This is a genomic window from Arcicella sp. GW458-12-2-14-TSB2, from assembly GCF_059423785.1.
This window is the reverse complement of record NZ_JBWKYN010000004.1, coordinates 62,669-78,117: the sequence shown is the minus strand read 5'-3', so window position 1 is coordinate 78,117 and position 15,449 is coordinate 62,669. Positions and strand designations below refer to the sequence as shown.

Sequence of the window (15,449 nt, the reverse complement as noted above, 5' to 3'; positions counted from 1 at the left end):
GTACATGAGAGTCTTTGTTTTATTCCAAGATATATTTATACTTATTTTATGAATAAGTAGCATGTTTTATTGATTTTGGTGTTAAAAATTCCAAACTATTCAAAATTATCATGCTGTTACCATCATTTTTATCTAATATCCAATTAAGAAACATGAAAAGAAAACTATTGTTTTTTGCCTTTTTTTTAATGGCAAATCTTTCAATGGCTCAATTAAAACTTCAGCAATTGAAAACAGAAAATCGAGTAAATCCTATCGGTATTGATGCAGAAAAACCCCGATTTAGTTGGGTACTTAGCACCGACAAAAAAAATGTGTTACAAACGGCTTATGAAATTCAGGTAAAGAAGGGCAAAGAAACTATTTGGTCGAGTGGAAAAGTAGCTTCTTCGTCTTCCATTTTTAATAGCTACGGAGGGTCTCAATTACCTTCAAATACACGGTTTACTTGGCAGGTACGTGCTTGGGATAATCAAGGGCAAACGTCAGAATGGGCAACTGCTAGTTTTCAAACGGCTTTAAACAAAACAGATTGGAAAGCCAAATGGATAAACTCGGGCTTTGCAAACGATACTGTAAATGGTGTAGTGCCGATGTTTAGAAAAAGCTTTGAAACAAAAAAGAAAATCACGAATGCTACCGCTTTTGTAACCGCTAGAGGATTGTACGAAATTCAATTCAATGGTAAAAGAATGGGCGATGCTTATTTAGCCCCTGGTTGGACGAGCTACAATAAACACCTTCAATATCAAGCTTATGATGTAACCAATTTGCTAAATGTTGGTAAAAATGCTATTGGGGCAACGCTTGGTAGTGGTTGGTATAGAACACGTTTGGCGTGGGTACATCAACAAAATATTTATGGAAAAGAAACAGCATTGCTTTTCCAATTAGAATTGACTTACTCGGATGGTTCAAAAGAAACTGTTATTTCAGATAATTCATGGAAGGTAGCTGAAAGCGATATTACTTATGCTGAAATTTATAATGGTGAAACCATAGATGCTCGTAAAAGAATAGCCAACTGGGCAAGTGTAGGTTTTAATGATAATAATTGGAAAAATGCTATTGAAAAGAATTTCCCGATAGATTATATCAATGCTTCTGTAAATGAGCCTATCAAAAAACATGAGAGTTTCAAGCCCGTAAAAGTATTTAAGGCGACGAATGGAGAGACTATTTTAGATTTTGGACAAAACCTTGTTGGTTGGGTAACACTTACGGCACAAGGTAAAGCAGGCGATAAAATCACACTTTCTCATTTTGAGATGATGGATAAATTTGGGAATCCATATTTTACCAATCTGCGTTCGGCAAAAGCACAGGCTACATATATTCTGAGCGGTAACGGCAAAGATTTCTTCGAGCCACATTTTACTTTCTTTGGCTTTAGGTATGTTAGGGTAGAAGGCATTGAAGGAAAAATTAATCCAGAAGATTTTACCGCTTATGCTCTTTATTCGGACATGGAACAAACAGGAAGCTTTGAAACGTCAAATGCTTTGGTAAACCAATTACAGAAAAACATACAATGGGGACAAAAAGGAAATTTCTTGGATGTGCCGACAGACTGTCCGCAACGTGATGAACGTTTGGGATGGACAGGTGATGCAGAGGTATTTTCAAGAACAGCTTCTTATAACTTTAATGCCAATCAGTTTTTTGCTAAATGGTTGAAAGATGTAACCGCAGACCAATATCCTAATGGTGCAGTACCACATGTTATTCCTGACGTACTGAAAGCTACTGGTTTTGGACAACCTATGCAAGCGGCAGGCTGGGGCGATGCGGGCATTATTATTCCATACAATGTTTTCGTAGCCTTTGGTGATAAACAAGTATTGGAAGACCAATATGCAACCATGAAAAAAAGTGTGGAGTATATACGTAAAGAAGCTAAAAATGATTTATGGAATACAGGTTTCCAGTTTGCAGACTGGCTGTCGTACCGTGTAGATGATTCTAAAGGAATGATTGGTATGAAATCGGCCATTACTGATAATTATTTGGTAGCCCAATGTTTTTATGCCTACAGTGTACAACTGATGATTAATACTGCTAAGGTTTTAGGTAAAAACGATGATGTTAAAGACTATGAAAGTTTGTTGGCTAAAGTTAAAAAACAATTTCAGAATGAATACATGACGACATCTGGAAGATTGATTTCTGAAACACAAACGGCTTATATCTTAGCATTACAATTTGATATGTTGCCAGAAGCACTTCGCCCACAAGCAGTAGAAAGATTAGTTAGCAATATTAAGTCTTATGACTATCACTTAACAACGGGTTTCTTAGGTACACCATTCTTGAATCCTGTGTTGAGTCGTTTTGGCAGAAATGATGTAGCCTATAAATTACTTTTACAAGATACTTACCCTTCATGGTTATACCCGATTAAAACACATGGTGCTACAACCATTTGGGAACGTTGGGATAGTATGAAATCTGATAGTACTTTTCAAGACCCAGGAATGACATCTTTCAACCATTATGCTTACGGAGCCGTTGGCGATTGGATGTACAGAAATATTGCTGGCATTGATACCAAAGAATTTGAGGGAGCTGGTTATAAGGGTATTACCATAAAACCACAACTGGGCGGAGAATTAACCTATGCAAAAGGAAGTTTAAAGACCAACCACGGTTTGGTATCATCAGCTTGGAAAATTGAAAATGGTAAACTTTTATGGGATGTAGAAATCCCAGCCAACTCGACTGCCACGCTTACTTTTCCTACCAAGAAGCTTACTTCTATCACTGAAAGTGGTACGAGTATCAAAGCCACTCCAAGCGGAACGCTTGACGTAGGCTCAGGAAAGTATGCTTTTGTGATGGATATTGAATAATAACAAATATACTTAAAGGGAGTCTTTATTAATGAAAACAAATACTCCCTTTAAGTATTATTTCAGAATACCTTTATCTACAGCCTCATGAAGTTGGTTTTCGGTATATTCCCAAATAGTGGTTGAGCCTTTTACCATACCTTTTGTTTTTTCAATGACAGTGTCATAGCTAACATTAAACTCTGCCCAAGTACCTCCATTATTTGACATATTTTGTAAAATAGGTTCCAGTCTGTCCATTGTTTTGGCGAATTTTGCTTCATTACTCTTACCTTCTTCAAACTCTAACCATATACTGATAAGCTCTTGTGCTTGGTTCTCAGGCAAGATGCCAAAAATGCGATGTGCGGCAATCAGCTCCTCTTCAGTATTTACATGATTTTTGGTAGTATCATACAAAAAAGTATCTCCTGCATCAATCTCAACAATATCATGAATCAATACCATTTTCAATACCTTTAAAATATCAATAGGAGCATTAGAATGTTCTGCTAAAATCAATACCATCATTGCCAAATGCCAACTATGTTCGGCGTCGTTTTCATTTCTATCACTATTGAATAATTTGGTTTTACGTTGAATATATTTTAGCTTATCAATCTCTTTGATGAATTCAATTTGTTTTAATAATTGGTTTAATTGCATATTGATGTTCGTTTTATATTTTCTAATTTTAACTTTATAGGCTACAAAGAAAAAATAGCATTTGTTTAGTTAAAAGGACAATTGTCTCAAATCCCTAAAAATGATTAGAATTAATAAAGAATTGTTGAATTACGTTAGCCACCTATACCAATTGGGTACAGAAGGAAATATTATTGAACAAACTTTTGAACCAACCGAACAAATTATAAAGAGTGGGCAAAATGTATTTTCTGTATATGTAATTAAAAGCGGAATGGCTAAATGTTATTTAACAGAAGATACGGGAAATGATTTTATCCAAGAGTTTTTTGCAGAAGGAGAAATATTTGGAGAAATAGAAGCCATCAGAGAAGATATTAGTTTTTGTACGATTGAAGCTTCCTCTCCATTGGTTTTGTACAAAATACCCTTAGCGTATTTTAATGAATTGTTGTTGAAAAATAACGTATTTAATCGATTGATATTAAAAGCTTTAGCCAATAAAATAAATTATAAAGCCATCAGGCATTCTTATAATCAATCACATCCTGTTGAGTCTAAATTGTTAAGATTAAAAGCTAATTTTCCTGACTTTAATAAACTGCTACCTAAACAAGAAATCGCTAATTATTTAGGCATCACTGTGAGAAGCCTTAACAGAACACTGAATGATTTGAAAGCGAAAGGATTGATTAGTTGAGGCAGACACAAGATATTAGATTTAAGATGCTAGAAATAAGAAAGGGTATCTTACCAAGAATAATAGATTAATTGTAATATAATTTTTTAGAACAAAAAGGAGCTAGATATTGAATCTAGCTCCTTTTTGTTTGATACAACCCATTTAGAAACGATAAACTTATTATAAAAAGTAAACAGTCGTCCTCAAATCGAACACTAACTGTACTATAAGCGTACACTTTTAAAATAATCAATAAATATTAAAAGATTGATAGTCAATTGTTTATATTTTTTGGCATACTTCTGTTAATAGTATTAGCATGATTGAAAAAATGTAAATACAAACATTTAACCTCAACCTTTCAAAATAAATACTTTAAAATCTAAACAACAAAAAAATGAAAACTTTAGTAAAAACATTCGCAATCGCTTTATTGTCAGCAGTATCATTTATCAGTAATGCAACGACAGATAATAATGGAAACTTAAACGCCCAAAAAACTTTCGCAGTTGGTGTTTATCAAACGGTTAATACCATGAAAATGAATGTAATGGTAGAGAAGCTAGCAGGCAAAAGATTATCAGTGATTTTAAAGAGTGAATCGGGAGATGTCCTACATTCTGAATATATTAGAAAAAATGATACGGCTTATCGTGGTAAGTTTGACCTTACAGAATTAGAAGATGGTAAATACACGTTCGAAATCAGTGATGGAGAGTCTAAAATAGTTAAAAATGTACAAGTAGGAACGGTAAAACCACTGGCAAATACACCAGACCGTTTTATTTCTTTGAACTAAAAAGATTTGATTAACCATAGACCTATTGAAAATAAAAGGGTTGTTCGCATCAGAACAACCCTTTTTGCTTTCAATTAAAATTCTTTTTACTCCAACACTAACACCTGATTTTTAGGATACTTAACGCCATATCTTATGACGTGTTTTTTCTCTTGTTTGGCAGGAAGCTCATATTTCCAAGTAAGAATTTTACTTTCCTTGTCCATCGTTGCATCTTTGTATTCTTGTTCTTCTACCGAAATGTCTTTGGTGGTAGAAATCGGGAACTGATCTAGAATAACGATGTTAATGCTTTGTTGCTTGTTATTTCTTATACTAATTTCGTAGGCTCGGTTTTCTGTTTTATTGTTGCTCAAAAACTGTTGGTTGCTAAACTGTTTTAGCTTTTTACGTTCAATAATAATTCCTTTATCTTTCCCTAATGAAATATTGAGCGTATCCTTCGCATGATGGACATCTAAAATAGACTTACCTAGGTAAGCTCCTTCAAGATAAAGATTCACTTCGCCTTCTAATAAATTAAGTTCTTGCCAGTCAATCAGTTTAGCAGTCAAGAATGCATCTTTTTCTAACTTAGGAACAGCAAAATATTCATACAAAGCAGGGACAGACTGGGTTTTAATATCTACCGAATATACCTTACCATCATTCAAAATGGTATAAGGCACTTCTATATCAAAAACTAGCGTAGTAGGCTGATACTTTTGTGTCGTTTCTAAAGGGGCGGCAGCAACTGAAGTTATGCTACCTGTTAGAGACATCTTACGCTGAGCACCATACCCAACAACAACGACTTCATTAAGTGATTGACTATCTTGTTCCAACGATATATTTACCATATTACCATTGATAAATGCCTCTTGTTTCTTATAACCTATGGATGAAACCACTAAAGTTTGAGCATCCTTGGGAAGTTTCAAGCTATAATTGCCATTAGCATCAGAGGCTGTTCCAATACTAGTGCCTTTTACCATAATCTGGACTCCTGGCAAGCCCAAGCCTGTTCCTCTTTCGGTTACAGTTCCTCTTACCTCATTGCCATTTGAAAGGCCTTGCACCTTCGATTCCAGTGTTTCAGATAATTCATTTCTTGCCTGACCAAAATATAAGTACCAAGGTTTTAAACTTGGAGCGACTCCACTTTCAGTTGGGTCACCGTTAGAGATTGTCATTTTTACATCTTTCCAGTCTTCCCCTGAACTCTGATATACATTAGCTTTTAAAGATAAATCAATAGGGCTGCTAATATCTTTTACCCTTAAATCGTAAGTGGCATACCAACCTGCATTTTTTACAAAATAGCTCAAATCAAAAGAGGCAGCTCCTTGTTCTTTGGCTGAAACAGTTACCAATACCTCGCTAGTGGCATAATCATTGGTCTGATTCAAGGCTTTCAATTGATAGTCTAACATACGGATACTACTATCTATTTTCTGAATATTTCTTTCATATTCTATCTGTTTCATCAATACTTCCGATAATCTATTTCTTTGAAAATCAACGGCTTCTTTTAAGTCGGCTGTTTTAACTCCTGTATTGCTTCCACCTATAGACTGGTTTTTAGTAAGCATAGTTTCTTCATTTTTGAAAACAGAGAACATACTTCTTTCGACACGTAATTTTGTTTTCAGACTTTCTTTTTGGTTTTCCAATACAGTGATTTCTTCTCTTCTTTTTTGTTCATTTAGGTAATTGCGTTGATGAATGACAGACAAAATAGTAAAGTTACCAAAGCCTTTTACTTGAATACTTTGTACGTCGATATTCGGAGAAATACCAGAAAAAACTAATTCTGATTTGCCTGCTACTAGATTCGTTTTAGCTTTTCTGCTGACTTGTGCTCCACTGGTGAAGACGGTGACTTTCTCGATTTTAGAACTAACTGTTTGTTTTTTGTTTTGAGCAAAAGCCATTTGCCCAAACACGATGATGCTTAAAAGGCAAAGTGAGATGTTTCTTTTCATGTGATAGTTAACGGGTTTAATAATTAATGAGCTTAAAAAAGATTTGTAGACAATACTTCAAGTAATTGCATTTCTATAAACAAATTTATGATAAGTTTAGTATTTAACACTACTAAAAACTTAGTTGATTAGCGTTAACTATTCATTTATTCCTTTTCAGATGCTTTCAACACTAATAATCCCACAGATTCCTAGCGTCCATAAATCCTAAAGTCATCAAACAAAAAGGGGCTAAAATAGTCTAATAGTAGGGTGAAAGTAAGCAAATGTTATTCATCCTTTGAATCGCATGGGAGTTCAGTATAAAAGGAGTAGAAATTGTATATATCTTCGCTTTTGCGAGTAGGATAAAACTTTTAATTTTTACTAGGCTCATTATGTTTAAAAAATTATTTCTTGTCTGTGCACTCGTTTTACCTGTAGGTTTATACGCACAGCAAACCACCAATAACGACCGTGCTTTTTGGTTACAACATCTTGACCAACTAGCAAAACCCATCTTAAGTAGTCTGGCAAAGGATAGCCTTCGCATTGTGATGCCTCAGACGATGTCTAAATTTATCGACAATCCTAATACTCGTAAAGAAGTAGCCTATTTAGAAGCTTTTGCTCGACTAATGAGCGGTATTTCTCCGTGGTTAAATTTAGAAGGAGGTTCGGCTAAAGAAGTAGCCCTTAGAAATCAATATAGAAATTTCGCATTAAAAGCTATTGCCAATGCTGTAAACCCGAAAGCAAAAGATTATATGGCTTTTGAAAAAGGCGGACAACCACTTGTAGATGCATCTTTCTTAGCCCTAGCTTTAGTGAGAAGTCCTTGGTTATGGGAAAACCTTGATGCTCAAGCAAAAGAGAATGTTATAAAAGCGTTTTTAGCTACCAGAAATGTTAAACCTGGCTTTTCTAATTGGATATTGTTTTCAGGCATGATAGAAACTTTTTTCTGTAAATATGGCTATCCTTGGGATAATTTACGGGTAGAATATTGTTTTCGCCAACTGGAACAATGGTATGTTGGTGATGGTGTTTATTCTGATGGGCCACCTTATCATTGGGACTATTACAATAGCTACGTAATTCATCCCTATTTGGCGAATATGATTAAAGAATTAAGTACTAAAACAAACCTTTTTAACTGGACTGCCGAGAAGCTCAAAACCAGAAATGAACGCTATGCTGTTATCCAAGAGAGATTAATCAACAACGATGGTTCTTTCCCAGTTACGGGGCGTTCTATTGTATATCGGGGAGCAGCCTTTCATCATTTAGCAGATATTGCATGGCGTAAAGGGTTACCTAAAGAATTAAACCCTGCACAAGTGCGTAGTGCTTTAACGGCTGTTATCAAAAAAACCACTGAAAGCCCAAGCACATTTACCAAAGACGGTTGGTTAGCTATCGGACTATACGGTTCACAGCCTGATTTAGCGGATGTCTATATTACCACAGGAAGTTTATACATCTGTGCTAACATATTATTGCCGTTAGGCTTACCAGAAACAGACGTGTTCTGGAGTAGCCCAGCAACCAAATGGACCTCTCAAAAGGTTTGGTCGGGCGAGTCCGTATTAGGCGACCATGCCGTTGAATAAATTTGAATACTATAAATCCTTGTTCATGAATTATAAAGTACTCATAACCTTAGCTTTTTGTAGCATCGTTTTCTTTACAGAAGCACAAGACAATATTCAAACTGTTGAAGTAGGAGAGGGTTGGGCGAAGAATTCGGTCAATGCCGTAGTTTTCCGTAAAAACTCCTTAGTTTCTTTTAAGAATTATCAGTTTATAGCCTATTACGATGCAGATGCTTTTGTGGTACTTGGCAAGCGTAAGTTAGGACAAAAGAGCTGGGAATTACAAAAGACAACCTTTAAAGGGAATGCTAGTGATGCTCATAATTGTATTTCAATGATGGTAGATGGCGATGGCTATTTGCACTTATCTTGGGACCATCACAACAATGCCCTTCGATATGCGGTTAGTCAAAAACCATTTTCGTTGGCAATGGGAGAGAAACAAAGCATGACTGGGCGTACAGAACAAAATGTTACGTATCCTGAATTCTATCGATTGCCCAATGGAAACCTCATGTTTCTTTATCGAAATGGTGCTTCTGGAAAAGGGAACTTAGTGATGAATCAGTATGATTTGAAAACTAAAAAATGGAATACAATCCAAGAAAACCTGATTGATGGCGAAGGAAGAAGGAATGCTTATTGGCAAGCGTGTTTAGACGAACAAGGAACAATACACCTTTCGTGGGTATGGCGTGAAAGTGCTGATGTTGCCAGTAATCATGATATGGCTTATGCTCGTTCAAAAGACGGAGGCAAAACTTGGGAGACTTCACAAGGAGTACCTTATCAATTACCAATCACTGCCAGCAATGCTGAATATGCTTGTAAGATTCCTCAAAAAAGTGAATTAATCAATCAGACGTCGATGGTAGCCGATGCCGAAGGGAATCCATACATTGCTACTTACTGGCGAGAAGCTAATGAGAGCGTGCCACAATACCATGTTATTTATTTAGCGAACAAACAATGGCAAGTAAGCAATCTAGGTTTTAGAAAAACGCCTTTTAGTTTAAGCGGAGTGGGTACGAAGCGTATCCCTATTGCCAGACCTCAGATTTTAGCTTGGTCATCTAAACAAAATACATTATCCGCAATGCTCATTTTCAGAGATGCTGAAAGAGACGACAAAGTATCTACGGCATTATGTACTAATCTTGCAACAGGAAAATGGATATTGAAAGATATTAGCGAAGCCTCTGTAGGTTCGTGGGAACCTACTTATGATACCGAACTTTGGCAAACTAAAGGAGATTTACACCTTTTTGTAGAGAAAGTAGACCAAGCTGATGGCGAAGGAAAAGTAAATAATCCTCCCCAAAAAGTACAGGTATTAGAATGGAAGGCATTAAAAAAAAGTAGTAAATAAAGGCTTTAAGGACGAAACAAGGATTAATAAACCATATATTACAATCACAAAACTATGAAACATTTTTTTAGCATTGCTATCAATACAGTAATGATATGTTTGATTAGCGTGTCGTTATCGACAGCACAAACAACCAAGGCACATCCTAGTAGAGCAATTTTGCTAAAAACAATTAAGCAAAACTTTGAAGATGCGGGTAAGCAATATAAAGTATTGATGAAAAATCTTCCTCCAGATAAATTTCCTAAAACCTATTTCCCTAAAACAGGTAAATATGAATTCAGTGGTTCTGAGTGGTGGTGCAGTGGTTTTTATCCGGGGTCATTATTGTATATCTATCAACAAACAAAGGACGAGGTTTTGTTAAAAGAAAACAATAGGATTTTAGGGGTATTAGAAAAAGAGAAATTTAATAAAACCACACACGATTTGGGTTTTATGATGTATTGTAGTTTTGGCAATGCAAAAGATATTGCTCCTAAACCTGAATACAAAGATATTTTGATTCAAAGTGCGAAATCTTTGTCAACACGTTTTAATCCGACGGTGGGTTGTATTAAATCATGGGATTCAAAAAAAGGAGACTTTCTGGTAATTATTGATAACATGATGAACCTTGAATTACTTTTCTGGGCAACGAAAGTAACTGGAGATTCTAGTTACTATAAAATTGCGGTGACTCATGCTAACACGACGATGAAAAATCATTTCCGTGCTGACTATAGTTCATATCACGTAATTAACTATAATTCGGAGACAGGAGCAGTACAACAGAAAAAAACAGCCCAAGGCTATGCAGATGAATCTGCTTGGGCAAGAGGTCAGGCTTGGGGACTTTACGGTTATACGGTGATGTATCGTGAAACGAAAAATCCGATTTATTTAGAACAAGCTAACAAGATTGCGAACTTTATTTTGACGCATCCTAATTTACCTTCAGACAAAATTCCTTACTGGGATTTTAACGCTCCTAATATTCCAACTGCCCTACGTGATGCTTCGGCGGCCTCTGTAATGGCTTCGGCATTATTAGAACTAAGCGGGTATGTGGATAAAAATTTAAAGAAAACGTATATCAAAGATGCTGAAACAATGATTTATTCATTATCAAATGTGCCTTATAAAGCACCTATTGAAACGAATGGTGGATTTTTGATTGAGCACTGTGTAGGGCATATTCCTCAAGGTACTGAAGTTGACGTACCATTGACCTATGCTGATTATTATTATTTAGAAGCGATGAAGCGTTATAAGGAATTGAAGAAATAAAGCATAAATATAATAACAAATAAAAGCCTAGTAAATGTATAATTATTGGATACATCTACTAGGCTTTAAGCGCTAAACCACTAAAAATATGACCCAAAGAATCTTCTTACTATCAAGCATCTTCTTATTGTGTTTACAATTAACGCAAGCGCAAAAATCTGTCAATAATAACCCTGTTATTCCAGACCTGTTAGCCGACCCAAGTATTGTTCAGTTTGGAGATACATTTTATTGTTATGCCACTACCGATGGTTACAACAAAGGTCTTTCTACTGCTGGCCCACCCGTACTTTGGTCGTCTAAAGATTTAAAGACTTGGTCTTTCAAGGGGTTTTATTTTCCTGCTGCCGAAAAGCAATTGTTCTGGGCACCCAGCTATCCTGTCAAAGTAAAAGACAAATATTATTATTATCCTACTGTAAATCATGATATTTATGTAGCAGTGGCAGACTCGCCAGCAGGACCTTTTAGTTTAGCAAAGGGAGATTTTTCTAAAGCCAATGCGGCACCATTGTTAAAGATGGATGCTCCCAAAGGCACTAAAGGTATTGATGCAGAAGTATTCATAGATGATGACCAAAAGTCATATCTTTTTTGGGCACAACGTGGAGCAGGGCGATTGAACCCTGATATGGTCAGCTTAGATACAGCATCGATTGTTAAATTGCCTACCAAAAGAGGGGGATATTCTGAAGGACCGATTTTCTTCAAACGAAAAGGCATTTACTATTATCTCTATACTCTAAGCGGACACGAAAACTATGTGTATGCTTATCAATATAGTAAAGTATCACCCTTCGGGCCATTCATTTATCCAGAAGAAGACATTATCGCTAAAACAGATGTGAAAGAACAAATCTATGGGCCAGGTCATGGTAATGTATTTCATATCAAAGATGATTATTATTTTACCTATTTAGAATTTGGACGGTCGAGTACGAACAGACAAGTGTGGATTGATAAAATGGAATTTAATGAAGATGGTACAATTAAGCCTATCCAGTTAACGAATAAAGGCGTTGACCCGTTTCCAAGTCTAGTTAAGAAAGGAATTGAAATTCAACATGCTGAGGCATCTTCTACGTTAGCAGATTATAAAGTACCTTACGTAAAAGATAAAAGTATTAATAGAACAGAAACCTATTTGCCACAAAATGCTCTTGACGGAGCAAATGGTACTAGATGGATGGCGAATGCTAACGATAGTACAGCAACTTTTACAGTAAATTTAGGAAAGAAAATAGCCATCAAAAAGGTAGAATCTTATTTTGTAAAGCCAACTGCTGGGCATGCCTATGTATTAGAGTATTCGATTGATAATAAAAGTTGGAAACCTTATGGAGGTCACGCCGATATTAAAATACAGTCGCCACACATCGACGAACGCAGCGTAAAAGCACAATACCTAAGATTAACCTTCTTGAAAGGCACGGCAGGATTGTGGGAATTTAGAGTATTCTAAATTACAAGAATCAACATAGGCTACCATCTTATTAGCCTATGTTGATTTAAAAGTGATTATTCAGTCTTTGAGTTTCTATTACCAATTTCGGAAGGATTGTAATTCATTTTCTTCTTAAAGATTCATGAAAAATAAAATACAGCTTCAAAGCCATATTGATAAGCTATTTTCTCAAGTGTAAGATGTGAATCTTGAATAAGTTGTTGGGCTTTTCTGAGTTTCAATAGTAAATGATATTGATTGGAAGATGTACCTAATACTTCTTTAAAGGTTTTTGTGCATTAAAACCTGCTTGTTCCAGCAAATATTTGGCATAGGCACCCGAAAAACCTCCCCAGTATTCTTCCCACCCTGTATTTTCTTCATGTTGGAAACGATGCCAAACATTAGGATATAATAGAATTATAGTGCCAGCATCAATCTTCTGAGGGGTAAACCCCTACTTTCAAAAAAGCCTTTGCCTTTGGGTATATAGATGATTTAGTATTCCTTTACACTTCTACCTTTTTCCCATTCAAAATAATAATCGTCGGGATGCTGACCATCTGGATAGGGCTTGTTACTTTGATGTATATTAATTATGCCCAAGGTTCAATACGTTACTGCCTCGATTTTCAGTAGACGTATTAGTAGGGGAAGTAAAATATTTACGCAAGAGCTTCATATTAAAAACAGACAAGCGGAAGTCAAAAAAAGTGTGTATCAGAAGGCAAGAATAAATACTATTTATTTGATAAATAATTATATATTATCTTTTTTTGATTAGTTTTACGCCTTAATAAACATTTGCAATATAGATAAGTTGATAAGTAAGCTTGTCCTAAATAGGAGTTTTTATTTACAATTCTCTAGAAACCATGAAGAAAAATCATAAAAGTTAGAGTAGTTTTTTACGATAACTCTTTTATGATTGATACTAGGTGTAGAAGGTTCTAACCAATCTATTCAAGACAATTTTCTTATCTTTGTTAGAAATGAAAGTGGATGAAGAAAACATAAAACCCTTAATTGAAGGCTCTTTAGATGCCAAGGCAACTAACCTTTGGCTAAAAATAAAGGCGGGAGACGAAAGTGCTTATGAAGAATTAATGATCTATTTTTATAAAATACTCTTCAATTATGGCGTTCGTTTAGTACCAGAGGAAGATTATGTAAAAGACTGTATCCAAGATGTTTTCTTAGAAATTTGGCTTCGTCGATCTACACTTGGTGATACAGATTATGTGAAGTATTATTTATTGAAATCATTGAGAAGGCGAATTTTCAGAGAATACAAAAAATGGTTTTCGCAACAAGAAGAAGCATCAGACGATTATAATTTTATCGTTGATTTTTCAATAGAAGCACAGTTAATAGAACAAGAAAGTACTACAGAACAAGTAGAAAAAATAGAGATGCTCTTGAACAAATTACCCAAACGACAAAAAGAGGTAGTTTATTTAAAGTTTTATCAAAACCTAAATAATGAACAAATCTCCGAAGTATTAGGGGTAAACCGTCAATCAGTTTATAATTTACTATACGAAGCGCTACGGAAACTTCGTAATGAATGGACGGGAGAATATATAAATCTTCTGGTTCTGCTATCCACTTGGTATTCAATCAAGTAACATTCCTCTCATTTAGTAATATTCAATAATCTTTCTGTTTTTTAGCATAATTATAAATTTTTATAAAAAAATTATAATTATTACAGTAGATACTGATAGCTCTTTGCATATTATTATTAAAGCATAGGCTCTAAGCTTTAATAATAATATAATGAAAGACTATCAGAATTTTGAAATAGAAGATTTTTTGTTGGATGAAAATTTCGTGCAATGGGTTAAATCTCCTAATGCAGAAAATAAAATATTTTGGGAACAATGGATTGCCTCAAACCCTTCCAAGGCTAGTACTGCCATGGAGGCTAAGGACATTATCAAGTCCATCAAAGTAAAGCCTTTTAAAGAGATTTCTTCTTCAAAGGTTGAAAGCCATGTGCAGAATATTATGGAAGAAATCCATCAGATTAAAGGCCAAGAAAATGAGGTAACAAACAACACTGTATATTCTTTTAGTAGATGGATAAAAATCGCCGCCGTGCTTGCTGTTGCCATAGGAATATCGTGGGTTTTTTATCATCAAAATGATTTAGGTAAAACACCTATTTATGAAGAACTTACAGCATCGTCTAACATGCCATTAATCGAACAAGTAAACAATAATGAAAAACCCATTTATGTGAACTTGAGTGATGGTAGTAAAATTACACTTTATAAAAATAGTAGGCTGAGTTATCCATCAGTATTTAAAGGGAATAATCGCGAAGTTTATTTGATGGGTGATGCTTTCTTCAACATTGCTAAAAACCCCAATAAACCTTTTTTGGTACACGCAGGAACAATTGTAACGAAAGTACTAGGGACTAGCTTTTATGTAAAAGCACCCTCTGTGGGTAATAACATAGATGTGGAAGTAATAACAGGTAAAGTATCCGTTTTTGAAAAAGACACTAAACCAAATAGTGGAGTGGTTTTGTCACCTAATCATAAAGTTACGTTTTATGATGGACAACATCATTTTGTGACAGGGTTGATTGATAATCCACAACCACAAGGTGAGCAAGATAATGTGTTTGAGTTTAGAGATACACCATTATCAGAAGTGCTAGCTAAACTTTCTAATGTGTATGGTATTCGAATAGACGTAGATAATGAAAAACTTTACGATTGTCCGCTTACTGCAGATTTTACTACACAATCTTTACATGCCAAACTTGAAATAATTTGTGCTACAATCAATGGCAGTTATGAGACGAAAGGAACGGTAATTTTAATAAGCGGAAGAGGTTGTGGAGACTAATATTAACCAAAAC

13 protein-coding genes are annotated in these 15,449 nt (G+C 35.1%); 9 read left to right on the top strand and 4 right to left on the bottom strand.

Translation table 11 applies throughout. The annotated features are described in order from the left end of the window. Positions 1-152 precede the first annotated feature (152 nt). Entirely contained in the window at positions 153-2,849 is a 2,697-nt protein-coding gene (locus AC07XN_RS01165; protein WP_494741750.1) for a family 78 glycoside hydrolase catalytic domain, read from the top strand. A 57-nt stretch (positions 2,850-2,906) separates the two neighbouring features. Here the strand turns inward: AC07XN_RS01165 and AC07XN_RS01160 are convergent, their stop codons facing one another. After that, positions 2,907-3,494, bottom strand: a complete 588-nt coding sequence (locus AC07XN_RS01160) for an HD domain-containing protein (RefSeq protein ID WP_309918418.1) — start codon at positions 3,492-3,494, stop codon at positions 2,907-2,909. 100 nt (positions 3,495-3,594) lie between these two features. Here AC07XN_RS01160 and AC07XN_RS01155 point away from each other — a divergent pair, with 100 nt between their 5' ends. Together AC07XN_RS01155 and AC07XN_RS01150 are read left to right on the top strand one after the other, a co-directional pair. Then, positions 3,595-4,173, top strand: coding sequence for a Crp/Fnr family transcriptional regulator (locus tag AC07XN_RS01155; RefSeq protein ID WP_494741749.1), 579 nt, complete (start codon positions 3,595-3,597; stop codon positions 4,171-4,173). Positions 4,174-4,552: 379 nt separating this feature from the next. Continuing rightward, the gene (locus tag AC07XN_RS01150) at positions 4,553-4,954 is read left to right on the top strand and encodes a hypothetical protein (RefSeq protein WP_494741748.1); all 402 of its coding nucleotides are present in this window, start codon (positions 4,553-4,555) and stop codon (positions 4,952-4,954) included. Between the two features lie 86 nt (positions 4,955-5,040). Here the strand turns inward: AC07XN_RS01150 and AC07XN_RS01145 are convergent, their stop codons facing one another. After that, entirely contained in the window at positions 5,041-6,918 is a 1,878-nt protein-coding gene (locus AC07XN_RS01145) for a DUF4139 domain-containing protein (protein WP_494741747.1), read from the bottom strand. Positions 6,919-7,295: 377 nt separating this feature from the next. On the opposite strand from AC07XN_RS01145, the gene AC07XN_RS01140 reads away from it, so the two are divergent. The 4 genes from AC07XN_RS01140 (at position 7,296) to AC07XN_RS01125 (ending at position 12,592) form a co-directional block, all read left to right on the top strand. Then, complete coding sequence (locus tag AC07XN_RS01140; RefSeq protein WP_494741746.1) at positions 7,296-8,510, top strand: DUF2264 domain-containing protein; 1,215 nt, start codon at positions 7,296-7,298, stop codon at positions 8,508-8,510. Positions 8,511-8,535: 25 nt separating this feature from the next. Further along, the gene (locus AC07XN_RS01135) at positions 8,536-9,861 is read left to right on the top strand and encodes a BNR repeat-containing protein (RefSeq protein ID WP_494741745.1); all 1,326 of its coding nucleotides are present in this window, start codon (positions 8,536-8,538) and stop codon (positions 9,859-9,861) included. A gap of 54 nt (positions 9,862-9,915) precedes the next feature. Beyond that, a complete protein-coding gene (locus AC07XN_RS01130) occupies positions 9,916-11,130 on the top strand; it encodes a glycoside hydrolase family 88 protein (protein WP_494741744.1) in 1,215 nt (404 codons plus the stop codon). Positions 11,131-11,218: 88 nt separating this feature from the next. Then, complete coding sequence (locus AC07XN_RS01125; RefSeq protein ID WP_494741743.1) at positions 11,219-12,592, top strand: family 43 glycosylhydrolase; 1,374 nt, start codon at positions 11,219-11,221, stop codon at positions 12,590-12,592. Positions 12,593-12,714: 122 nt separating this feature from the next. Here AC07XN_RS01125 and AC07XN_RS01120 read toward each other — a convergent pair whose 3' ends face one another. Together AC07XN_RS01120 and AC07XN_RS01115 are read right to left on the bottom strand one after the other, a co-directional pair. After that, positions 12,715-12,816, bottom strand: a complete 102-nt coding sequence (locus AC07XN_RS01120; protein ID WP_494741742.1) for a helix-turn-helix transcriptional regulator — start codon at positions 12,814-12,816, stop codon at positions 12,715-12,717. Between the two features lie 29 nt (positions 12,817-12,845). Then, entirely contained in the window at positions 12,846-12,995 is a 150-nt protein-coding gene (locus AC07XN_RS01115; protein ID WP_494741751.1) for an AraC family ligand binding domain-containing protein, read from the bottom strand. Between the two features lie 571 nt (positions 12,996-13,566). On the opposite strand from AC07XN_RS01115, the gene AC07XN_RS01110 reads away from it, so the two are divergent. Further along, positions 13,567-14,202, top strand: coding sequence for an RNA polymerase sigma factor (locus tag AC07XN_RS01110; RefSeq protein WP_309918389.1), 636 nt, complete (start codon positions 13,567-13,569; stop codon positions 14,200-14,202). Positions 14,203-14,353: 151 nt separating this feature from the next. Further along, complete coding sequence (locus tag AC07XN_RS01105) at positions 14,354-15,436, top strand: FecR family protein (RefSeq protein WP_494741741.1); 1,083 nt, start codon at positions 14,354-14,356, stop codon at positions 15,434-15,436. The last annotated feature ends 13 nt before the right edge of the window (positions 15,437-15,449 follow it).